Origin of the sequence: Streptomyces sp. ISL-96 (genome assembly GCF_018614035.1) — a bacterium.
GTDB lineage: Bacteria > Actinomycetota > Actinomycetes > Streptomycetales > Streptomycetaceae > Streptomyces.
This window is the reverse complement of the sequence record NZ_JAGGPA010000025.1, coordinates 160,263-182,219: the sequence shown is the minus strand read 5'-3', so window position 1 is coordinate 182,219 and position 21,957 is coordinate 160,263. Positions and strand designations below refer to the sequence as shown.

The window sequence follows — 21,957 nt, the reverse complement described above, 5'->3', positions numbered from 1 at the left end:
ACTTCAAATCAACTCATCGAACACTCTTGACGCTTGTATGTCCGACCTCCGAGCATTCTCCGCATGGTCTTGTCAGACAGCCGGACAGGTGGCGGCGCACCCCGGCGCATCAGCGCGATGGAAGCCGTCCTCACCCACCTCCGGGACGCCATAGAGCGGGGTGAACTCGTCGTCGGCGAGAAGCTCCCGACGGAGGCAGAGCTCGGAAAGCACTTCGAGGTCAGCCGCTCCGTCGTACGCGAGGCCCTGCGCGCCCTCCAGGCGCTCGGCCTCACGGTGTCCCGGGCCGGCAAGGGCACGTACGTCGCGGCCAGCGGCGCCGACCAGAACCCGGTCTTCGGTGCGTACTCGGCCCGGGACCTGATCGAAGTGCGACGGCACGTCGAGATCCCCGTGGCGGGTTACGCTGCTACGCGGCGAACGCAGGACGACGTAGACCTGCTGACCCACCTGATCGGGAAGATGGAGCAGGAGCCCGACCCCACCGCTTGGGTGGCGCTCGACACGCTCTTCCACAGTTCCGTCGCCCAGGCGTCGGGCAACCCTGTCTTCCTCAAGATCATCGAAGAGATCAGGGACGCCCTTGCCCGGCAGTCCACCCTCCTGAACCAACTCGGGGACCGACGACGCCAGTCGGACCTTGAGCACCGGGCGCTCGTAGAGGCGATCGTCGGCGGCTCCGAGGAAGCGGCGGTGCAGGCCATGGCCGCGCACCTCGAACACGTCGAGATCACGCTCAACACGATCGTGCGGCCCGGTACCGCACAGCACCCCCCCCAGATGAAGGCGAAGAAACAGCATGAGTGACCGCACCCTGACTGCGGCCCCCGCCGGTCCCGCCGATCCCGTATCGACATCCCCACATGTCGACGCGGGTGACGAGGGTTACAGCAAGGACCTGAAGTCCCGCCACATCAACATGATCGCGATCGGCGGGGCGATAGGCACCGGCCTGTTCCTGGGCGCCGGCGGCCGCATGGCCGGAGCGGGCCCGTCCCTCGCCATCGCCTACGCGGTCTGTGGCGTCTTCGCCTTCTTCGTCGTGCGCGCGCTCGGCGAACTGGTCCTGTACCGCCCCTCCTCCGGCGCCTTCGTCTCGTACGCCCGTGAATTCATGGGGGAGAAGGGCGCCTTCGCCGCCGGCTGGCTGTACTTCCTCAACTGGTCGACCACGGCAGTGGCAGACATCACAGCGGCCGCGACGTACGCCCATTTCTGGGCCATGTTCAGCGACGTACCGCAGTGGGTGCTCGCCCTGATCGCCCTCGCCGTGGTCCTGACCGCGAACCTGATCTCGGTGAAGTACTTCGGCGAGATGGAGTTCTGGTTCGCGATCGTCAAGGTCGCCGCGCTGGTCGTCTTCATGGCCATCGGCATCTACCTGGTCGCCACCCAGCACCAGCTCGACGGCCACACCCCCGGCTTCTCCACGATCACCGACGGCGGCGGCCTGTTCCCGGTCGGCATGCTGCCGATGCTCCTGGTCATCCAGGGTGTCGTCTTCGCGTACGCCTCGGTGGAGCTGTGCGGCGTCGCGGCGGGCGAGACGAAGAACCCCGAGAAGATCATGCCGAAGGCGATCAACTCGATCATGTGGCGCGTCGGCATCTTCTACGTCGGCTCGGTCATCCTCCTGGCGCTGCTGCTCCCGTACACGTCGTACTCCGGCAACGAGAGCCCCTTCGTCACCGTCATGAACAAGCTCGGCGTAGCGGGCGCGGCGGACGTCATGAACCTCGTCGTCCTGACGGCGGCCCTCTCCAGCCTGAACTCGGGCCTGTACTCCACCGGCCGCATCCTGCGCTCCATGGCCCTCTCGGGCTCCGCGCCCAAGTTCACGGGCCGCATGAACAAGGGCCAGGTCCCGTACGGCGGCATCCTGCTCACCGCCGGCTTCGGTGTCCTGGGCGTCGGCCTGAACTACGTGATGCCGGGCGAGGCCTTCGAGATCGTCCTGAACTTCGCGTCGATCGGCATCCTCGGCACCTGGGGCATGATCATGCTCTGCTCGCTGCTCTTCTGGCACCGCTCCAAGGACGGCCGGGTCACGCGCCCGTCGTACCGTCTCCCCTGGGCCCCGTACACGCAGATCGTCACCCTGTTCTTCCTCGCCAGCGTCGTCGTCCTGATGTGGTGGGGCGGCGGAGTCGGCCGTACGACCGTGATGTGCCTCCCGCTGATCGCGGCGGCGCTGGTGGGCGGCTGGTTCGTGGTCCGCAAGCGGGTCGCGGCGCTGGCAGCAGACCGCGCCTAGGACGCGCCCCCGGACGCACTACGGGCGCGTCCTCAATCGCCGGACGGGCTTGATTTCCCGCCCGGGACCCGATTGGCCGACGCGGCTCAACCAGAGCCGCGTCGGCAAGCCCCACAACAGCCGCGCGCCGCGGCCGCGCCGCACAATGCTGCCGCTTCGGCGAGCTCGGCCGTGTCCGGCGAAGGCAGCCGCTTCGCCTGCGCCGAAGCACCCCCGCCGATTTCAGCCCGTCCGGCGTTTGAGGACCGGGGTCTGGGGGCGGAGCCCCAGTTTCGGGAAGGGGCGGGGCGGGGTGGGGAAAGAATTCTCCGCCACCAGCACCCCCGCAGTCGCGGCGATGTGCGGACAGCTGTCCGCCGGCAGCCGCGCGTACGTCCCCCGCCACGCCCGCTCCTCCGCCTCCCGCGCCCCCGCCGGCAGCGCCGGCGCCACCGCGTCCAGCGCCGCGAACGACAGCGTCTGGTCCACGAAGACGTGGTAGATCCGTACCGCCTCCGCGTCCGGAAACCCGGCCCCGCGCAGGATCCCGAGGATCGTCTCCACCGCCTGGATCTCATACGCCCGCCCCGTAACCCGCGCACACGTCAGCATCGCCGCCTGCGGATGCGCCTGGTACTCGGCGTGCATCATCAGCCCCAGCGTGCGCAGATCCGCCCGCCACTCCCCACTCGGCCGGAACCGCCGCAGCGTACGCCCGATGAGCTCGTCCGCGACCGCGAGCAGCAGATCATCAGTGTCCCGGAAGTACCGGTAGAGCGCACTGGGATCGGCCCCAAGCGCCGCCCCGAGCCGCCGCACTGTCAGTGCCGCCGCCCCGTGCTCCCTGATCAGCCGCAGCGCGGTCTCCACGATCAGCTGCTCCGACAGCACCGTGCCCTGCTTCGTGGGCCTCCTGCGTCGGCGCGCCTCCTCCGCCACCACTCGCTCACCCATGCGCGGACCTTACGACAACACCGTTGACCTGTAGAGGGCCGGGAGAGTTCGATGTGCGCGCCGCCACCAGCGCTCACGATCGGAATCACACCCATGCGCAAAACCCACCCCGCCGACCTCGTCTTCACCGGCGGCCCCGTCCTCACCCTCGACGCCGCCCGCACCCGCGCCACCACCGTCGCCGTCACCGGCGACCGCGTCACCGCAGTCGGCCACGACGAGGTACGCGACCTCATCGGCCCGAAGGCCGAAGTCGTCGACCTCGCCGGGAAACTGCTCATCCCCGGCTTCCAGGACGCCCACATCCACCCAGTCTCAGCCGGCCTGGAAATGGCCCGGTGCGACCTGACGGCCGCCCGTACGGCCGCGGAAACCCTCGCAGCGGTACGGGCGTACGCCGAAACCCACCCCGAAGAGGAGTGGATCACCGGCGGCGGCTGGTCCATGGAGGCCTTCGCAGGAGGCGCCCCCACCAAGGACCTGCTCGACGCGATCGTCCCCGGCCGCCCCGTCTACCTCCCCAACCGTGACCACCACGGAGCCTGGGCCAACAGTCGCGCCCTCGCCCTCGCCGGCATCGACCGCACCACCCCCGACCCCGCCGACGGCCGGATCGAGCGGGACGCCCACGGCGAGCCCACCGGCCTCCTCCAGGAGGGCGCCATGGACCTGGTGGCCCGCCTCACCCCGCCCTCCACGCCCGCCGACCGGCTCGCCGCCCTGCTCCGCGCCCAGCGACTGCTCCACTCGTACGGCATCACCGCCTGGCAGGACGCCATCGTCGGCACGTTCGGTGCGATGGAAGACCCCGCCGACGCCTACGTCGCCGCCGCCCGCGACGGCTCCCTCACCGCCCGGGTCACCGGCGCCCTCTGGTGGGACCGCGAACGCGGCGCCGAGCAGATCCCGGAACTCGTCGCCCGGCGCCAGGAGTTGAGCGACGGACGCTTCCGCGCCGGATCGGTGAAGATCATGGTGGACGGAGTCGCCGAGACGGGCACCGCCGCCCTCCTCACCCCGTACCTGGACGGCTGCGGCTGCCCCACCGCCAACCGGGGCACCAGCTTCATCGACCCCGCCGACCTGCGCCGGTACGTCACCGAGCTGGACGCACTCGGCTTCCAGGCCCACTTCCACGCCCTCGGCGACCGCGCCGTACGCGAGGCCCTTGACGCCGTCGAAGCGGCCCGCAGCACCAACGGATGGCGCGACACCCGCCCCCACCTCGCCCACCTGCAAGTCGTCCACCCCGACGACATCGGCCGCTTCCGGCAGCTCGGCGCCACCGCCAACATCCAGCCCCTGTGGGCCGCGCACGAACCGCAGATGGACGAACTGACCATCCCCTTCCTGGGGCCGGAGAGGGCCGGCCACCAGTACCCCTTCGCGGCGCTGCTGCGCTCCGGCGCCACCCTCGCCGCGGGCAGCGACTGGCCGGTCAGCAGCCCCGACCCGCTGCACGGCATCCACACCGCCGTCAACCGCGTCGAACCCGGCGGCACCGGACCCGTCTTCCTCCCGGAGCAGCGCATCGGCCTGACCGCCGCCCTCGCCGCGTACACGGCGGGCTCCGCCCACGTGAACCACCTCGACGACACCGGCAGCGTCCGCGCCGGATCCCTCGCGGACCTGGTGGTACTGGACCGCGACCCGTACGCGGCGCCCCCCGGCGAAATCGCCGCGACCCGCGTCGCCCGCACCTACATCGGCGGGCAGCAGGTCTACGACGCCGGTCTGTAGAGCGAGTACGGTCGGGAAAACGGGGCGTACTCGTCGCGCGAGGAAGGAAGTTCACGTATGACACAGCAGGTCCAAGGCGTAATCGCACCGGGGAAGAACGAGCCGGTGCGGGTGGAGACCATCCTCGTCCCGGACCCGGGACCGGGTGAGGCCGTCGTCAGGATCCAGGCGTGCGGCGTCTGCCACACCGACCTGCACTACAAGCAGGGCGGCATCAACGACGACTTCCCCTTCCTCCTCGGCCACGAGGCGGCGGGCATCGTCGAGTCGGTCGGCGAAGGCGTCACCGACGTCGCCCCCGGCGACTTCGTCATCCTCAACTGGCGTGCGGTGTGCGGCCAGTGCCGGGCCTGCCTGCGCGGACGTCCCCAGTACTGCTTCGACACCCACAACGCCCAGCAGAAGATGACCCTGCTGGACGGCACCGAGCTGTCCCCGGCGCTCGGCATCGGCGCGTTCGCCGAGAAGACCCTCGTCGCGGCCGGCCAGTGCACCAAGGTCGACCCGTCCGTCTCGCCCGCCGTCGCGGGCCTGCTCGGCTGCGGCGTCATGGCCGGCATCGGCGCCGCCATCAACACCGGCCAGGTCGCCCGCGGCGACTCGGTCGCCGTCATCGGCTGCGGCGGCGTCGGCGACGCGGCGATCGTGGGCGCCAGGCTCGCGGGCGCGGCGAAGATCATCGCCGTCGACATCGACGACCGCAAGCTTCAGACCGCCCGCACCATGGGCGCCACCCACACCGTCAACTCCCGCACCACGGACCCCGTCGAAGCCATCCGCGAGCTCACCGGCGGATTCGGCGCCGACGTCGTCATCGAGGCGGTGGGCCGCCCCGAGACGTACAAGCAGGCGTTCTACGCCCGGGACCTGGCCGGCACCGTGGTCCTGGTCGGCGTCCCCACCCCGGACATGCGGCTCGAACTGCCGCTCATCGACGTCTTCGGCCGCGGTGGAGCCCTCAAGTCGTCCTGGTACGGCGACTGTCTGCCCTCCCGCGACTTCCCGATGCTCGTCGACCTGCACCAGCAGGGCCGTATCGACCTCGCGGCCTTCGTCACCGAGACCATCGGCCTCGGCGACATCGAGAAGGCCTTCGCGCGCATGCACGAGGGCGACGTACTGCGCTCGGTGGTGAAGTTCGCATGACGAACGCACCCGCACGCATCGACCACCTGGTCACCTCGGGCACCTTCTCCCTCGACGGCGGCACCTGGGACGTCGACAACAACGTCTGGATCGTCGGCGACGACACCGAGGCGATCGTCATCGACGCGGCCCACGACTCTGACGCCATCGCCGCCGCACTCGGCGGCCGTACCCTGCGCGCGATCGTCTGCACGCACGCCCACAACGACCACATCGACGCCGCCCCGGCCCTCGCCGCCGCCACGGGCGCCCCCATCCTGCTCCACCCCGACGACCTGCCCCTGTGGAAGCACACCCACCCCGACCGCGCCCCCGACGGCGAGCTCACCGACGGCCAGACCCTCACCGTCGCAGGCACCACGCTGACCGTCCTGCACACCCCGGGCCACGCACCCGGCGCGGTCTGCCTGTACGCGCCGGAGCTGGCCACCGTCTTCACCGGCGACACCCTCTTCCAGGGCGGCCCCGGTGCCACCGGCCGGTCCTTCTCCCACTTCCCGACGATCGTCGACTCGATCCGTGACCGGCTGCTCACCCTCCCGCCGGACACGGAGGTACGTACCGGCCACGGCGACGCCACCACCATCGGCGCGGAGGCCCCGCACCTCCAGGAGTGGATCACCAGGGGGCACTGAAAACAGAAGAACCCCCAGCTGAGCTGGGGGTTCTTCGCTGGTGTCCGAGGGGGGACTTGAACCCCCACGCCCGATAAAGGGCACTAGCACCTCAAGCTAGCGCGTCTGCCATTCCGCCACCCGGACAAGGTGTCTGTCTTGCGGCCCTGGGCCGTTCCGACGTGGAAAACCATAGCAAACATTCAGACCCCCTGATCACACCCCCTGGTCAGCAGCGGGAGGATGAGGGGGACCACCAGCAACGCCAGTGGGAGGAAGCAGCGTGAGCGAGTCGAAGACGGCCGGCCAGGACAGGACGGTCTCGGGCGAGGACGAGGTCGTCGATCTCTGTCGTGACTTGATCAGGATCGACACCAGCAACTACGGAGACCACTCGGGCCCCGGAGAGCGGGCCGCCGCGGAGTACATCGCCGAAAAGCTCGCCGAGGTGGGGCTCGAACCGCAGATCTTCGAGTCCCACCCGGGGCGGGCCTCCACCGTGGCCAGGATCGAGGGCGAGGACCCGTCGAAGCCGGCGCTGCTCATCCACGGGCACACCGACGTCGTACCGGCCAACGCCCAGGACTGGACGCACCACCCCTTCGCGGGCGAGATCGCGGACGGCTGCGTGTGGGGCCGGGGCGCGGTCGACATGAAGGACATGGACGCGATGACCCTCGCGGTCGTACGCGACAGGATGCGCAGCGGCCGCAAACCCCCGCGCGACATCGTGCTGGCCTTCCTCGCCGACGAGGAGGCGGGCGGTACGTACGGGGCGCGGCATCTCGTCGACAAGCACCCCGGCCTCTTCGAGGGCGTCACGGAGGCGATCGGCGAGGTCGGCGGCTTCTCCTTCACCGTCAACGAGAACCTGCGGCTGTATCTCGTCGAGACGGCGCAGAAGGGCATGCACTGGATGCAGCTCACCGTGGACGGCACGGCGGGGCACGGCTCGATGACCAACAACGACAACGCGATCACGGAGCTGTGCGAGGCCGTGGGGCGGCTCGGGCGGCACAAGTGGCCGGTGCGGATGACCAAGACCGTACGGTCCTTCCTGGACGAGCTATCGGACGCGCTCGGCACCCCGCTCGACCCCGAGGACATGGACGCGACGCTCGCCAAGCTCGGCGGCATCGCGAAGATGATCGGCGCCACACTGCGCAACTCCGCCGCCCCGACCATGCTCGGCGCGGGCTACAAGGTGAATGTGATCCCGGGGCAGGCCACGGCGCATGTCGACGGGCGCTTCCTGCCCGGTTACGAGGACGAGTTCCTCACCGACCTCGACCGGATCCTCGGCCCGCGCGTGCGGCGCGAGGACGTGCACGGCGACAAGGCCCTGGAGACGAGCTTCGACGGGGACCTCGTCGAAGCGATGCAGGTGGCGCTGAGGGCCGAGGACCCCATCGCGCGGGCCGTCCCGTACATGCTCTCCGGCGGCACCGACGCCAAGTCCTTCGACGACCTGGGGATCCGCTGCTTCGGCTTCGCGCCGCTGAAGCTGCCGCCCGAGCTCGACTTCGCCGGGATGTTCCACGGCGTCGACGAGCGAGTCCCGGTGGACGGGCTGAAGTTCGGCGTACGCGTCCTGGACCGCTTCCTGGACAAGTGCTGAAACGACTTTCCAACTAATCGGCCGGACGTGCTATTTGACTGAAAAGAGTGAATGAGACCATACGCTAGTAGCTCCGTTGCTTTCCCTTCGTTACAGGGTGTGCGGTCCGCGGCTGGGATCGCATTTGCCAACTAGGAGGAAAAGTAATGATCAAGAAGGTCGTCGCTGCTGCGGCTGCTACTGGTGGTCTGGTTCTCGCCGGCGCGGGTATGGCCGTCGCTGACTCGGGTGCCCAGGGTGCTGCTGTCGGGTCCCCCGGTGTGCTTTCGGGCAACGTCGTTCAGGCCCCGATCCACGTGCCGGTGAACGTGTGCGGCAACACGGTCTCCGTGATCGGGCTGCTGAACCCCGCCTTCGGCAACACCTGCGTCAACAAGTGACGTTGTGCGTGAACCCGTAAGGGTCTGAGTCCCAGGTGGCCCCGGAGTGCGCTGCAACGCACTCCGGGGCCACCTGGGAATTCGGCCCGCGGCCGGCACAACGTTCCGCGGGCATTCGGTGAAGGCAAAAGGCAGAGGAACGTACCAATGCGTCAGGTAACGAGAAAGAGCCTGATCACCGTGGCGGCCGCGAGTGGTCTGCTGGCCATGAGCGGCGGCAACGCGCACGCCGGCTCAGGGGCCGAAGGGTCCGCCTCGGGCTCCCCGGGCGTACTCTCCGGGAATTCCGTGCAGGCTCCCGTGCATGTCCCGGTCAACGTGTGCGGGAACACCGTGAACGTCATCGGCGTGCTCAATCCGGCGATGGGCAACAGCTGCGCCAACGGCTCGAAGAGCCCGCGGCCCGGCAAGGGCAACGGCGGCGGATCGGCGGCCGAGGGGCGCACGAGCGACTCACCCGGTGTCGGCTCGGGCAACAACGTCCAGGCACCGGTCCACGTGCCCGTGAACGCCTGCGGGAACACGGTCACCGTCGGCGGCCTCGGCAACGCGGCCACGGGCAACGACTGCGCCAACGACTCGACCGGCACCCCGCCGGGTCAGGGCCCCGGGAAGCCTCCGGGCAAGCCGGGTGAGCCGGGAAAGCCGGGAAAGCCGGGTGAGCCGGGCAAGCCCGGAGAGCCGACGGAGCCCACGCAGCCGGGCAAGCCGGGTAAGCCGGGGACTCCCGGCGAACCCACGGAGCCCGGTGTGCCGGCGGACCCGGACGAGCCGGCGACGCCCGGCAGCCCGGACGACCCGGCCGGCCAGAACGGCCCGGACACCCAGACCGTCACCCAGCCCAAGGGCAGCGACGTGCTCGCGCAGACCGGCGCCGACGCTCCGCTCGGCGTGGTGATCCCGGCAGGCGCGGGGCTGCTGCTGGCCGGTGCGGTGCTGTACCGCCGGTCGCGGTCGGCGACGTAAGGCAGGAAATGTGCCGGTACGGCCGGCATGCGACGGAGCGGGCCCCGCGAGTGCGGCGGCCCGCTCCGTCTTCACCAGGTGGGACGCGGCTGGCGGATGATCCGCCTGCGCAGCCGCACGCGGCGGCTGCCGTCCCGGCGCAGAGTCAGTCGGTCCAACTCCCAGTGTCCGTACTCGGCATGGTCGGTCAGCAGGCGCGTCGCATCCTTGCGGGAGACCCCGCGTGGCACGTACACGTCGACAAATTCGTATTCCGGCATCGCATCTATTGTGCGTCCAGAGCCCGAGTACGGATAGCGTCTGCACTATGTCTGATGCTGCGCAGCCCACCGCTGCCGAGGTACGCGCCGCCGCCGAGGCGGTCAAAGTCGCGCTCGACCGTCACCTCGACGCGGTCGAACGCCGCACCGGGGACGACGACCCTGCCGTCTATGACGCGTTCAACGCGCTTGCCGCGGCCGCTGAGGCGTACGACGAGCGGCTCTACGACCGCTACGACGAGGTCACGCCCTTCGAGATTCCGGGATCCGACGACTCCCTGCCGCCTTACACCGGGCCGGAGGAGCCCAACGCGGTCAGCGTCCTGATCCGCCGTGACTACGCGGTGGTGGAGACGCAGCGGCTGCTCGCCCAGGCGCAGCGGATCGCCGATCTCGACCCGGACGTCGACGCCCCGCCGATCGAGGTGGAGGTCGATGCCGAGGTCGGCGCCGAGGAGCGCGGCAACGCGGTGGCGATCGTCGGCGGCAGCGTTCATGCCGCCCTCGGAGTGCTCTTCGGGGAGTACGAACCGGATGAAATCGCTTCCCGGCACAAGGAATTCGGCCTGGAGGAGGGCGACTCCACCCTGTGGGTGGCCGCTTCGGAAGACCTGCCCGAGCCGGGGGAGTGGCTGAGCGCCCCCTTCGAGCAGATCGATCCGCAGCGGGTCGTGTGCCGCTTCGATGTCAGCTCGGTCTTCGACGACGAGTTCGACGAGGCCGACGGTCCCGACCAGGTCTGACCGCCGGCCTGCGCCGGGTGTTCGCTACGTCGCCGGCTGCTCGGCCGGGGGCTGGAGCAGGGTGCGCAGGCGCGTGGTGCGGGGCCGGTCCGGGATTTCGGCCACCGCGCGGGGCAGGGCCTGGTCGACTCCGTGGACCACGGACAGGTGCCGTTCGCCGCGGCTGAACGCGGTGTAGATCCACGGGCGGCTCAGCGCCGGGGCGGCGTCGCCGGGCAGCACGACCACGACCGCGGGCCACCGCATCCCGGTCGCCTGGTGCGCGGTGAGCGCCCAGGCGTGCCGCACCGCGCTCTCCACTCTCTCCTTGGGTACGACGACGGGCGTGCCCTCGCAGTCGAGGTGCAGTCCGTCGGCGTCTGCCGACACGACCGTGCCGGGCAGCGTCCGGCCGGGCGCCGGGACGTACGCGACCCGGTCTCCCGGGTCGAAGCCGCCGAACCGGCCCGGGCCGGGGTTGAGCCGCTGCTTGAGCGCGGCGTTCAGCGCGCGGGTGCCCGCGGAGCCGCCGTGGCCAGGGGTGATCACCTGGGTCTGCGCGGGGGAGACCCCGAAGGCGCGCGGCACCGAGTCGGCGACCAGCTGGACGGTACGGTGCACGGCCTCGCCCGCGTCACGGACGGGGACGATCACCACCTCCTTGCCGGGCGCCTCCACCTGGTTCAGCTCCCCGATCCCGATGCTGGAGACCAGCTCGCCGATCGGCCCGGGATCGGGCGTACGCGAAACGACATGCGGGCACGCGCGGGCGGCCAGCAGGTCCGCGAAGACCCGGCCCGCGCCGGCGGACGACAGGATGCCGGGGTCGCCGCTGAGGACGAGCCTGGTGCCGTCCGCAAGCGACTCCACGAGGATCGCGGCGGTCTCGACGTCCAGCTGCGGGGCGTCCAGCACGACCAGCAGATCGAGGGCGAGCGTGCCGTCCTCGTCCCGGCCGGGGCCTTCGGACCCGGCGACCAGCCCGGAGAGGGTGACGGACGCCGACGCGTCGCCGATCGCGTCGGCGACGCGCCGTCGGCCGTCGGCGCTGTGTGACGCGGCGTACGCCCGCAGGCCGGCCCCGCGTGCCACGGCGACCAGCGCGGCCGGTTCGGCGCGGGCGGCCTCGCCGCCGCTGTGGGCGACCAGGCCGTTCGCCGCGACGGCGCGGATCAGCTCGGCGGCGGAGGGCGGGACGGGCCCCGCGTCCCAGCCGGTTGCTTCCTTCGCTTCGCTCCCGAACGTACTGGCCAGCCGGGCGAGCCCGTCGGCGAGGCTTTCCTCGGCGAGGGCGTACCGCTCGAGCCCCAGCAGAACCTCCACGGGCTCGGCGCCCTCGTCGGCTCCGCCGTCCTCCGCACCGTCCTGGAAGACCAGCACCACACCCTCGGCGACGGCGTTCTGGATGGCCTCGTCCGGGTCGGGCACCTTGTGCTCGGCGAGCGCCTTGCGGACGGCGCCGGATTCCAGGGCGGTGTGGCCCTGGACCGCCGCCCGCTCCAGGAGCCAGCCGACGAGGGCCACCGTCCTGCGCTCGTCGCCCGGACCGCACTGGGCGCCGAGCAGGGCGCGCGCGAACCCGTCGGCCTGTTCGGGCCGCACGCCCGGTACGGACAGCAGCTGCCAGGGGTCGTCGCGCAGTACCTGCCCGGCCTGCTCCCCGAGGACGCCCGCGACCGCCCCGGCGAGCGCCTCCGGGGCACCGCCCTCGGCCAGCACGTCCCGTACGGAACCCACGGCCTCGGGCGCGACGGCGACCGCCACAGTCGCCTGCGCCACCGGCGTGGGAGCCGGAGCGGAAGCGGGGGCGGGCGCGACACGGCGCGGAGGGGGCGCCGGGGACGAGAACACCTCCCCGGACTTGGCGCCGCTCTCCACGGCCCGTACGGCCGCGAGCAGATCGGCGGCCTGCCCGCTCAGCTTGGCACCGGCTTCGACGGGTGCGGTCTTCTCGGCCTTGCGCCGCTCAATCCGCTCCCGCAACGCCCGCTGGGCAGCAAGCTCAGCCTCAGCCTCGGACAACTGCGGCGCCGTGGCCGCCTCTGCACCCTGCGCCGCGCCTTCACCGGCCCCGGCCGGCAGGCCCGCGGTGTCGTCTTCGGCGGACAGGTTCGTGGCGTCCGCCGGATCTCCGCCGTCGGCGGACGGGCTTTCGGTGTCCGACGGGTTCTCGTCGGGACCGCTTGAGGGTCCTTCGTCGGCGGTGTTCACGGTGGTACCTGCGTTCTCGTTCGCGTCCGTCGGGGCCGCTGCCGCACGCGCGGCCCCAGCGTCGGCTCCGGGGCCGGGCTCGGTGTGGGGCTTCGTGTTGTCCCCGGCGGCTCCCGGCGCCGGGCGCGCGGGTTCGGCGGTCGGCTCGTCGCGGTGTTCGGCCGGGGGTCCGGGGGTTGCCCCCCGGGGAAGCGCAGTCACAGCGTGCTCCAGTCCTGGTCGGGATAGCGGTGCACGGGCGCCGACACATCGTCGAGCGCCTGGCAGATCTCGTCTGGAAGACTAAGCGCCTCCACTGACAATGCCGCCGCGAGCTGCCGCGCGTTGCGTGCGCCCACGAGTGGGGCCACCACTCCGGGCCGGTCGCGGACCCACGCGAGGGCAACTCTGAGGGGGGTTGTCGCCAGGCCGTCCGCGGCTGTCGCCACCGCGTCCACGATCCGGCTCGCCGCGTCGTCGAGGTACGGCGCGACGAACCCGGAGAGGTGCTCCGAGCCGCCGCGCGAGTCCGGCGGGACGGAGCGCCGGTACTTGCCCGTGAGTACGCCCCGGCCGAGTGGTGACGACGGCAGCAGTCCGACACCGAGGTCCAGTGCGGCCGGCAGTACCTCACGCTCGACGCCCCGCTGCAGCAGCGAGTACTCCATCTGCGTGCTGGCGAGCCGGGTACGTACACCGGGCGCCGCGAGCTGCCAGGTGGCGGCCTTCGCCAGCTGCCAGCCGGAGAAGTTCGACACCCCCGCGTACCGCGCCCGCCCGCTGCCGACCGCGATGTCCAGTGCCTGGAGCGTCTCGTCGAGCGGCTTCGCCGAGTCGAAGGCGTGCACCTGCCACACATCGACGTAATCCGTGCCGAGTCGCTCCAGCGACGCGTCGAGCGCCGCCAGCAGATGGCCACGGGAGCCGTCGAAGCGCCGGTCGGGGTCGGGCACGCTGCCCGCCTTGGTCGCAATGACCAGATCGCGCCGCGGAACGAGCCGTTCCACGAGCTGCCCGAGCAGATACTCCGCGTCCCCGTCGCCGTACACGTCCGCTGTGTCGACGAGCGTGCCGCCCGCTTCCCAGAAGGCCTTCAACAGGTCGGCGGCATCGTGCTCGTCGGTGTCCCGGCCCCAGGTGAGGGTGCCGAGCCCGATTCTCGATACGCGCAGGCCCGTGCGGCCGAGATGCCTCTGCTCCATGGGCGCTGAGATTACTGGCCACGGGCCGGGCGGCAGCAGACCCCTGTGGACAACTCACACGGGGTCAGACCGCGGGACGCCCCCTGACGCGGCGCGGCCCCCGCGCGTTAGAGTCGCCGGCACAGGCACGTTACTGATCAGTAAAGGGAGTGGCTATGCGGCTCGGCATCAATCTCGGTTACTGGGGCGCCGGGATGGACAGCGACAATCTGGCCGTCGCCCAGGAAGCGGACCGGCTCGGCTACGACGTCTGCTGGGCCGCCGAGGCCTACGGCTCGGACGCCGCCACCGTGCTCTCCTGGGTCGCCGCCCAGACCGAGAACATCGACGTCGGCTCCGCGATCTTCCAGATCCCGGCCCGTACGCCCGCCATGACCGCGATGACCGCCGCCACCCTCGACTCCCTCTCCGGCGGCCGCTTCCGCCTCGGCCTCGGCGTCTCGGGCCCGCAGGTCTCCGAGGGCTGGTACGGCGTGAAGTTCGACAAGCCGCTGGCCCGCACCCGCGAGTACGTCGAGATCGTCCGCAAGGCCATGTCCCGCGAGCGCCTGTCGTACGAGGGCCAGCACTGGACGCTGCCGCTGCCCGACGGCCCGGGCAAGCCGCTGAAGCTCACGGTCCACCCGCAGCGCGAGCACATCCCGCTCTACATCGCCGCGATCGGCCCCAAGAACCTGGAGCAGACCGGCGAGATCGCCGACGGCGCGCTGCTGATCTTCCCCTCCGCCGAGCACATCGAGGACACCGCGCTCCAGCACCTGCGCGCGGGCCGCGAGAAGGCCGGCAAGACGATGGACGGCTTCGACGTCTGCCCCACCGTGCCGCTCGCGGTCGGTGACGACGTGAACGCGCTGGCCGACACGTTCCGCCCGTACACCGCCCTGTACGTCGGCGGCATGGGCAGCCGCAAGCAGAACTTCTACAACCAGCTCGCGCAGCGCATGGGCTACGAGAAGGAAGCCGCCGAGATCCAGGACAAGTACCTGTCCGGCGACAAGACGGGCGCCGCCGCCGCGATCCCGCACCAGCTGATCGACCAGACGACCCTGCTGGGCTCCGTGGAACGGATCGCCGAGCGGATGCAGGCGTACGCCGCTGCCGGAGTGACGACGCTGACGCTGTCCCCCGCGGGCTTCACGCTCGACGAGCGGATCGCCGCCCTGAGGGCCGGCGCCGACGCTCTGGAGCTCGCCGGTCTGGCGTAATCCCGCAGACGAGAAAGCGGGAGAAGAAGTCTGCGGCCGTGGTGGGGGCTCGGGGGGTCTTCCCCGCCACGGCCGTCATGCACAACAACGCCTCAGGGCCCGCTGGGGTTACGCCCCCGCACTACGCAGGGGTTCGTCATTCTGGCTGAGTTGACCGCCGCAGCTGTTGTCTGCCCTCCCGTACCGCTCTTGACTTGTTCTTTGCGGACGCCTGCACGGCGGTAGACGGAGGTATTCAGTGATGCTGTCGGCCCGAAGTGTCTTTCAGGAAATTCTGGACAACGACGAGCCCTTCCAGCTCTTCTGCTCCATCGCCGCCAGCGGCGAGAGCCAGGGCGGCTGGGAGAACGGCCGCATCGCGGCTCTGGTGCCCGAGAGCATGAGGCACCTCGCTCCGAAGATCACCCGGCACGGCGCCGACGAGGACAAGCACGGCCGGCTCTTCAACGCCCTGCTCAACAAGCGGGAGCTCGAACCGGTCCCGGTCCCTCCGGAGACCGACTACACGATGCTGCTCGAACAGCGCGGCATCGGCCTCGCCCACGACAAGCTGCGCCGCGACGAGCCGCTGACCGAGCAGGACATCCTTGTCTACCTCTCGCACAGCCGGGTGACCGAACAGCGGGCCGCCGACCAGATGGACATGCTGGTCAAGTACTTCGGCGACCATCCCCAGGCGGGCAAGCCGATCAGGATGATCTCCCACGACGAGGAGAACCACCTCGTGTACTGCCACGAGGAACTGCTCCGGCTGGCCCGTGCGGGACACGGCCGTACGATCCAGCGCGTCCTGCGCGAGTGCGCCATGGCGGAGTGCCGCGTCTACCGGGACGTCAGCCTCGCCGTCATGGCCCACATGGGGCGCATCCTGAAGTGGCCGAAGGCCAAGTCCGCCGCGCTCGCCGCGGGCATCCACGCCATGTACGCGTACGAGCGCCTCGGCGGCTGGCGGCGCATGGTGTCCCTGACGATGCCTGAGCGGCGCGATGCGCTGGGCGGGCCGGCGACGTCCGCGGCCGGGATCGCCTGAGCAGCGCGCGGCGGCTGCTGCTCAGAGCCAGCCGCGGCGCTTGAACAGCCGGAACAGGCCGATCTCGGACATCACCATCAGCAGGATCACGGCGGGATAGGCCCACACCCAGCCCAGCTCGGGCATGTGCTTGAAGTTCATGCCGTAGATCCCCGCGACCATCGTCGGGACCGCGGCCATCGCCGCCCACGCCGAGATCTTCCGCATGTCGTCGTTCTGCCGCACGCTCATCTGCGCGAGATGCGCCGACAGGATGTCGGACAGCAGCCGGTCGAGACCCTCCACTTGCTCGTTCGCCCGGGTGAGGTGGTCGCTGACGTCCCTGAAGAACGGCTGCGCGTGGTCGTCGACGAACGGCAGACCGGGGTTCGACAGCCGCAGCATCGGCTGGGCGAGCGGCCCCGTCGCGCGGCGGAATTCGAGCACCTGCCGCTTGAAGGTGTAGATCCGCGCGGCGGTGTTCTTGGAATCGCGGCTGAACGGCGCGAAGACCTCCGCCTCCAGCTCCTCCAGGTCGGTCTGGAGCTCGGCGCCGACCTCTATGTAGTGGTCGACGACGGCGTCGCTCACGGCGTACAGGACCGCGGTCGGACCGTGCCGCAGTACCTCGGGCTCCGCCTCCAGACGGTGCCGTACGGCGGCCAGCGGGGCGCCCTCCCCGTGCCGCACCGTCACCACGAACGAGTCGCCCACGAAGACCATCAGCTCGCCCGTCGTCACGGTGTCGGTCTCCGGCTCGTAGATCACCGGCTTCAGCACCGCGAAGAGCGAGTCGTCGTACACCTCCAGCTTGGGCCGCTGATGGGCCGACAGCGCGTCCTCCACGGCCAGCGGATGCAGCCCGAACTCACTGCTCACGAGATCGAATTCCTTCTCGGTCGGCTCATGGAGCCCGATCCACAGAAAGGCGTCCCCGGCGGAGGCGGCCCGCGCCTCGGCGAGGGCGTCGGACAGATCGGAAGGGCCTTCGGTACGGCGCCCTTCCCGGTAGATGGCACAGTCGACGATCACGGCGCGCATTCTCCCCCGGTACGGGCCCGGGCACACCCCGGAACCGGCTTCGGCCTAGGCTGGCGGCCATGGCCACGCTGATTCTCGTACGCCACGGACGTTCCACCGCCAACACCGCAGGGCTGCTCGCCGGCTGGACGCCAGGTGTCACGCTCGACGAGCGCGGCGCCGCGCAGGCAGCCGCGCTGCCCGGGCGGCTGGCCGACGTGCCGCTCGCCGCCGCCGTCACCAGCCCCCTCGAACGCTGCCGCCAGACCCTTCAGCCGCTGCTCGACGCGCGGCCGGGTCTCCCGCTGCACACCGACGAACGGATAGGGGAGTGTCACTACGGCGACTGGTCGGGCCGCAAGCTCGCCGAGCTCTCCGACGAGCCGCTGATGGCCGCCGTACAGCAGCACCCCTCCTCGGTGACGTTCCCGGGCGGGGAGTCGATGCGGGTCATGCAGGCCCGCGCGGTCGAGGCCGTACGGGACTGGAACGCGCGCATCGAGGCCGAGCACGGCGAGGACGCCGTGTATCTCATGTGCTCTCACGGCGACATCATCAAGTCCGTCGTCGCGGACGCACTCGGCCTTCATCTCGATCTCTTCCAGCGGATTCACGTGGACCCGTGTTCCCTGACAGCCATCCGGTACACCGGGCTCCGCCCCTTTCTCGTGCGCCTCGGCGACACGGGCGACCTCTCCTCGCTGGCGCCGCGCGAGAGCGGCGATGACGGGGACGCGGCCGTAGGAGGCGGCGCAGGCGCACCGTGATCGATCGGCGCAGTAGGGTGGACGCGCCCAAGACCGCGCATACAGACGATTTCCGCGCTTAGATGAGTTCAAGGGAGATCAGGACGTGTCCCGTCAGGTATTCCTCTACGACCCGCCGGACCGCTTCGTCGCCGGTACGGTCGGGCTGCCTGGACGTCGTACGTTCTTCCTCCAGGCATCCGCCGCCGGCCGCGTCACCAGCGTCGCCCTGGAGAAGACCCAGGTGGCCGCGCTCGCCGAGCGCATCGACGAGCTGCTCGACGAAGTGGTACGCCGCACCGGAGGCAACGCCCCCGTACCCGCCGTGGCTCCCGCGGACGTCACCGACAGCGCACCGCTGGACGCCCCCGTCGAGGAGGAGTTCCGCGTCGGCACCATGGCGCTCGCCTGGGACGGCGAGGAACAGCGCATGATCGTCGAGGCGCAGGCCCTCGTCGAGCTGGACGTGGAGACCGAAGAGGATCTCGCGGAGGCCGAGGAACGGCTGCTCCAGGACGAGGAGAACGGCCCGCCGATGCTGCGCGTCCGGCTCAGCGGCGCCCAGGCCAGAGCCTTCGCCAAGCGCGCCCTCGAAGTCGTCAACGCGGGCCGGCCGCCGTGCCCGCTGTGCAGCCTGCCGCTCGACCCGGAGGGACACGTATGCCCGCGTCAGAACGGATACCGCCGCGGAGCGTGACTCCGGCGGACGACGGCCTCCTCACCGTGCTGGCGAAGGGGCAGCTGACGGTGCGCGGACGCGTCCGTGAGGCGTCCAACGCGGTGCTGTACTGCGAGATCGAGTACGAGGGCGTATCGGCGTCCTGCGTGTACAAGCCGGTCGCCGGTGAGCGGCCGCTGTGGGACTTCCCTGACGGCACGCTCGCGCAGCGGGAGGTGGCGGCGTACGAGATCTCCGAGGTGACGGGGTGGGGTCTTGTGCCGCCGACTGTGCTGCGGGACGGGCCGTACGGGGAGGGCATGTGCCAGCTGTGGATCGAGACCGCGTCCGGCGACGGCGGTCCGGGGCTGCTGGCTCTGGTCGAGGACGAGGAGCCCGCGGAGGGCTGGAAGGCCATTGCCTTCGCCGACGTGGGGGAGGGGCGCACGGCGCTCCTCGTGCACGCCGACGATGCGCGCCTGCGGCGCCTGGCGGTGCTGGACGCGGTGATTAACAACGCCGACCGCAAGGGCGGGCATCTGCTGCCGACGGCGGACGGGAAGCTGTACGGCATCGACCACGGGGTCACGTTCAATGAGCAGGACAAGCTGCGCACGTTGTTGTGGGGGTGGGCGGGGGAGCCGTTGACGGCCGAGGCCGTCGAGGTGGTGGCCCGGCTGTCGGAGGAGCTGGCCGAGGGGCGGCCGCTCGCCACCCGCATGGCCGAGCTGATCACGCCGGCGGAGGTGGACGCGCTGCGGGCCAGGGTGACGGCGCTGCGCACGACGGGGCGCCACCCGGAGCCGAGCGGGGAGTGGCCGGCGATTCCTTGGCCGCCGGTGTAGGCGCGGGTGCGGCTGCCGCCCCGTGCAAGAGTGCGTAACCGGACACGTTTTCCTATCCGGTTCGTATCCGGAACGTGCGTCCGGTTACGCTCAAGGCATGCATGCCTGGCCCGCTTCTGAGGTCCCCGCCCTGCCTGGCAAGGGCCGCGACCTCCAGATCCACGACACCGCGACCAGTGGGTTGGTTTCCCTCGACCCCGGTCCCGTCGCCCGTATCTATGTCTGCGGCATCACGCCGTACGACGCGACCCACATCGGTCACGCGGCGACGTACAACGCGTTCGACCTTGTGCAGCGCGTGTGGCTCGACACCAAGCGGCAGGTTCATTACGTCCAGAACGTCACGGACGTAGACGATCCGCTGCTGGAGCGGGCGATCCGCGACGGACTCGACTGGACCGAACTCGCGGAGCGCGAAACCACGCTGTTCCGCGAGGACATGACCGCCCTGCGGATGCTCCCGCCGCAGCACTACATCGGCGCCGTCGAGGCCATACCGGGCATCGTGCCGCTCATCGAGCGGCTGCGGGACGCGGGCGCGGCGTACGAGCTCGAAGGGGATGTGTACTTCTCCGTCGAGGCCGACCCGCACTTCGGCGAGGTGTCCGGCCTCGACGCCGACGCGATGCGGCTGCTGTCCGCCGAGCGCGGCGGCGACCCAGAGCGCCCCGGCAAGAAGAACCCGCTCGACCCGATGCTCTGGATGGCCGCCCGTGCGGGCGAGCCGAGCTGGGACGGCGCCTCGCTGGGCCGCGGCAGGCCCGGCTGGCACATCGAGTGCGTGGCGATCGCCCTGGACCACCTGGGGATGGGCTTCGACGTGCAGGGCGGCGGATCGGACCTCGCCTTCCCGCACCACGAGATGGGGGCGTCCCACGCCCAGGCGCTGACGGGCGAGTACCCGTTCGCCAAGACGTACGTACACGCCGGAATGGTCGCTCTGGACGGCGAGAAGATGTCCAAGTCCAAGGGCAACCTGGTCTTCGTCTCGAAGCTGCGCCGCGACGGCGTCGACCCGGCCGCCATCCGCCTCACGCTGCTCGCGCACCACTACCGGGCCGACTGGGAGTGGACGGACCAGGTGCTCGAAGACGCCCTGGAGCGGCTCGGCCGCTGGCGTGCGGCCGTGTCCCGGCCCGACGGTCCCTCCGCCGACGACCTGGTCGAGGAGATCCGCGAGGCGCTCTCCAACGATCTCGACGCCCCGGCCGCACTCGCCGCCGTGGACCGCTGGGCCGCCCTCCAGGCGTCCGAAGGCGGTACGGACGAAGGCGCGCCCGGTGTCGTCTCGCGCGCCGTCGACGCACTGCTCGGCGTGGCTCTGTAGTCGTTTTCCGGACCTTCCCGCCCCCGGCCCTCTCATGGAGAGGGCCGGGGGCGGCTCCGTCTCACTCCTCTGTGGAGTCTTCCGTTCCGTCCGCGCTGTCGGAAGGCGGCTCCGCGCGAGGCGGCTTGGGCGGTCGCGTACGGCCGCTGGAGCTGTCGCGCAGGTACGTACCGGAGCCCTCGCCCCCGTCCGTCGCATGGCCGTGGCCGGCGCCCGGCCCGCCGTCACGCCGTCGCAGATACCGCTCGAACTCGCGGGCGATGGCCTCGCCCGTCGCCTCCGGAAGCTCCGCGGTGTCCCGCGCCTCCTCCAGCGACTGCACGTACTCGGCGACTTCGCTGTCCTCGGCGGCCAGTTGGTCGACGCCGACCTGCCACGCCCGCGCGTCCTCGGGGAGTTCGCCGAGCGGGATCCGCAGATCGATGAGGTCTTCGAGGCGGTTGAGGAGCGCCAGCGTGGCCTTGGGGTTCGGAGGCTGCGAGACGTAGTGCGGAACGGCGGCCCACAGGCTCACGGCAGGAACGCCCGCGTGCGTACAGGCCTCCTGGAGGATTCCGACGATGCCGGTGGGGCCTTCGTACCTGGTCTCCTCCAGATCCATGGTCCGCGCCAGATCCGCGTCCGACGTCACGCCGCTGACCGGCACCGGCCGGGTGTGCGGGGTGTCGCCGAGCAGCGCGCCCAGGATCACGATCATCTCGACGCCCAGTTCGTGGGCGAAGCCGAGGATCTCGTTGCAGTACGAGCGCCAGCGCATGGATGGCTCGATGCCGCGGACCAGGACGAGGTCACGGGGCTTGTCGCCGCCGATCCGTACGACGGAGAGCCGGGTGGTGGGCCAAGTGATCTTGCGGACGCCGCCGTCGATGAACACCGTGGGCCGGTTGACCTGGAAGTCGTAGTAGTCCTCGGCGTCGAGCGCCGCGAAGACCTCGCCCTTCCATTCCCGGTCCAGATGCGCGACCGCGGTGGAGGCTGCGTCGCCGGCGTCGTTCCAGCCCTCGAACGCGGCCACCATGACCGGGTCGATCAGCTCGGGAACCCCCTCGAGCTCGATCACCCAGTGCCCCCTTTCGAAGTTCCCTTGTACACGCACCAACCTTAAGGCTTTCAGCAGGTGCG

General features: G+C 70.7%; 21 protein-coding genes and 1 tRNA gene. 15 read left to right on the top strand and 7 right to left on the bottom strand.

Annotated features, from left to right (window positions below):
- Positions 1–63: 63 nt before the first annotated feature.
- Positions 64–807: a FadR/GntR family transcriptional regulator gene (locus J7E96_RS17410; protein WP_215132539.1), complete on the top strand. Its 744-nt coding sequence runs from the start codon at positions 64–66 to the stop codon at positions 805–807.
- The gene (locus J7E96_RS17405) at positions 800–2,254 is read left to right on the top strand and encodes an amino acid permease (protein WP_215132538.1); all 1,455 of its coding nucleotides are present in this window, start codon (positions 800–802) and stop codon (positions 2,252–2,254) included. Before J7E96_RS17410 ends, J7E96_RS17405 begins: the two co-directional genes overlap by 8 nt.
- Before the next feature lie 222 nt (positions 2,255–2,476).
- On the opposite strand, the gene J7E96_RS17400 is transcribed toward J7E96_RS17405, so the two are convergent.
- Positions 2,477–3,187, bottom strand: a complete 711-nt coding sequence (locus tag J7E96_RS17400) for a TetR/AcrR family transcriptional regulator (protein WP_215132537.1) — start codon at positions 3,185–3,187, stop codon at positions 2,477–2,479.
- Between the two features lie 93 nt (positions 3,188–3,280).
- Here J7E96_RS17400 and J7E96_RS17395 point away from each other — a divergent pair, with 93 nt between their 5' ends.
- Genes J7E96_RS17395 through J7E96_RS17385 form a run of 3 tightly spaced genes read left to right on the top strand, consistent with a single transcriptional unit; the run spans position 3,281 to position 6,708 of the window.
- Positions 3,281–4,927 carry an amidohydrolase gene (locus tag J7E96_RS17395; protein ID WP_215132536.1) on the top strand — a complete coding sequence of 549 codons (1,647 nt, stop codon included), beginning with the start codon at positions 3,281–3,283 and terminating at the stop codon, positions 4,925–4,927.
- 57 nt (positions 4,928–4,984) lie between these two features.
- The gene (locus J7E96_RS17390; RefSeq protein ID WP_215132535.1) at positions 4,985–6,073 is read left to right on the top strand and encodes an S-(hydroxymethyl)mycothiol dehydrogenase; all 1,089 of its coding nucleotides are present in this window, start codon (positions 4,985–4,987) and stop codon (positions 6,071–6,073) included.
- On the top strand, positions 6,070–6,708 hold the full coding sequence (locus tag J7E96_RS17385; protein WP_215132534.1) for an MBL fold metallo-hydrolase: 639 nt from the start codon (positions 6,070–6,072) through the stop codon (positions 6,706–6,708). Before J7E96_RS17390 ends, J7E96_RS17385 begins: the two co-directional genes overlap by 4 nt.
- Before the next feature lie 38 nt (positions 6,709–6,746).
- Here J7E96_RS17385 and J7E96_RS17380 read toward each other — a convergent pair.
- Positions 6,747–6,834 (bottom strand) — tRNA-Leu (locus tag J7E96_RS17380).
- A 136-nt stretch (positions 6,835–6,970) separates the two neighbouring features.
- Here J7E96_RS17380 and J7E96_RS17375 point away from each other — a divergent pair.
- The 3 genes from J7E96_RS17375 to J7E96_RS17365 all read left to right on the top strand — a co-directional run bounded on the left by J7E96_RS17375 (position 6,971) and on the right by J7E96_RS17365 (position 9,651).
- Entirely contained in the window at positions 6,971–8,305 is a 1,335-nt protein-coding gene (locus J7E96_RS17375; protein WP_215132533.1) for a M20/M25/M40 family metallo-hydrolase, read from the top strand.
- Between the two features lie 146 nt (positions 8,306–8,451).
- A complete protein-coding gene (gene chpH / locus J7E96_RS17370; RefSeq protein WP_214976507.1) occupies positions 8,452–8,685 on the top strand; it encodes a chaplin ChpH in 234 nt (77 codons plus the stop codon).
- 147 nt (positions 8,686–8,832) lie between these two features.
- Complete coding sequence (locus J7E96_RS17365; RefSeq protein WP_215132532.1) at positions 8,833–9,651, top strand: chaplin; 819 nt, start codon at positions 8,833–8,835, stop codon at positions 9,649–9,651.
- Positions 9,652–9,722: 71 nt separating this feature from the next.
- Here the strand turns inward: J7E96_RS17365 and J7E96_RS17360 are convergent, their stop codons facing one another.
- Positions 9,723–9,911: a DUF5703 family protein gene (locus J7E96_RS17360; protein ID WP_215132531.1), complete on the bottom strand. Its 189-nt coding sequence runs from the start codon at positions 9,909–9,911 to the stop codon at positions 9,723–9,725.
- 47 nt (positions 9,912–9,958) lie between these two features.
- Here J7E96_RS17360 and J7E96_RS17355 point away from each other — a divergent pair, with 47 nt between their 5' ends.
- The gene (locus tag J7E96_RS17355; protein ID WP_215132530.1) at positions 9,959–10,654 is read left to right on the top strand and encodes a hypothetical protein; all 696 of its coding nucleotides are present in this window, start codon (positions 9,959–9,961) and stop codon (positions 10,652–10,654) included.
- Between the two features lie 24 nt (positions 10,655–10,678).
- Here the strand turns inward: J7E96_RS17355 and J7E96_RS17350 are convergent, their stop codons facing one another.
- Positions 10,679–13,045: an ATP-dependent RecD-like DNA helicase gene (locus J7E96_RS17350; protein ID WP_215132529.1), complete on the bottom strand. Its 2,367-nt coding sequence runs from the start codon at positions 13,043–13,045 to the stop codon at positions 10,679–10,681.
- Entirely contained in the window at positions 13,042–14,025 is a 984-nt protein-coding gene (locus J7E96_RS17345; RefSeq protein WP_215132528.1) for an aldo/keto reductase, read from the bottom strand. Before J7E96_RS17345 ends, J7E96_RS17350 begins: the two co-directional genes overlap by 4 nt.
- A 155-nt stretch (positions 14,026–14,180) precedes the next feature.
- On the opposite strand from J7E96_RS17345, the gene J7E96_RS17340 reads away from it, so the two are divergent.
- Both J7E96_RS17340 and J7E96_RS17335 read left to right on the top strand, forming a co-directional pair.
- Positions 14,181–15,230 carry an LLM class F420-dependent oxidoreductase gene (locus J7E96_RS17340; RefSeq protein ID WP_215132527.1) on the top strand — a complete coding sequence of 350 codons (1,050 nt, stop codon included), beginning with the start codon at positions 14,181–14,183 and terminating at the stop codon, positions 15,228–15,230.
- Between the two features lie 241 nt (positions 15,231–15,471).
- Positions 15,472–16,260 (top strand): ferritin-like domain-containing protein, encoded by a 789-nt coding sequence (locus tag J7E96_RS17335; RefSeq protein WP_215132526.1) that lies wholly within the window; start codon positions 15,472–15,474, stop codon positions 16,258–16,260.
- A gap of 21 nt (positions 16,261–16,281) precedes the next feature.
- Here J7E96_RS17335 and corA read toward each other — a convergent pair whose 3' ends face one another.
- Positions 16,282–17,280 carry a magnesium/cobalt transporter CorA gene (corA, locus tag J7E96_RS17330; RefSeq protein ID WP_215132525.1) on the bottom strand — a complete coding sequence of 333 codons (999 nt, stop codon included), beginning with the start codon at positions 17,278–17,280 and terminating at the stop codon, positions 16,282–16,284.
- Between the two features lie 59 nt (positions 17,281–17,339).
- Between corA and J7E96_RS17325 the strand changes: the two genes are divergently transcribed.
- The 4 genes from J7E96_RS17325 (at position 17,340) to mshC (ending at position 20,835) form a co-directional block, all read left to right on the top strand.
- Positions 17,340–18,026: a histidine phosphatase family protein gene (locus J7E96_RS17325; RefSeq protein ID WP_215132524.1), complete on the top strand. Its 687-nt coding sequence runs from the start codon at positions 17,340–17,342 to the stop codon at positions 18,024–18,026.
- 85 nt (positions 18,027–18,111) lie between these two features.
- On the top strand, positions 18,112–18,702 hold the full coding sequence (locus J7E96_RS17320) for a DUF3090 domain-containing protein (RefSeq protein WP_069929557.1): 591 nt from the start codon (positions 18,112–18,114) through the stop codon (positions 18,700–18,702).
- Positions 18,666–19,508: an SCO1664 family protein gene (locus tag J7E96_RS17315; protein ID WP_215132523.1), complete on the top strand. Its 843-nt coding sequence runs from the start codon at positions 18,666–18,668 to the stop codon at positions 19,506–19,508. Before J7E96_RS17320 ends, J7E96_RS17315 begins: the two co-directional genes overlap by 37 nt.
- Positions 19,509–19,605: 97 nt before the next feature.
- Positions 19,606–20,835, top strand: coding sequence for a cysteine--1-D-myo-inosityl 2-amino-2-deoxy-alpha-D-glucopyranoside ligase (gene mshC / locus J7E96_RS17310; RefSeq protein ID WP_215132522.1), 1,230 nt, complete (start codon positions 19,606–19,608; stop codon positions 20,833–20,835).
- Positions 20,836–20,896: 61 nt separating this feature from the next.
- On the opposite strand, the gene J7E96_RS17305 is transcribed toward mshC, so the two are convergent.
- Positions 20,897–21,895: a PAC2 family protein gene (locus J7E96_RS17305; RefSeq protein WP_215132521.1), complete on the bottom strand. Its 999-nt coding sequence runs from the start codon at positions 21,893–21,895 to the stop codon at positions 20,897–20,899.
- Positions 21,896–21,957 lie beyond the last annotated feature (62 nt).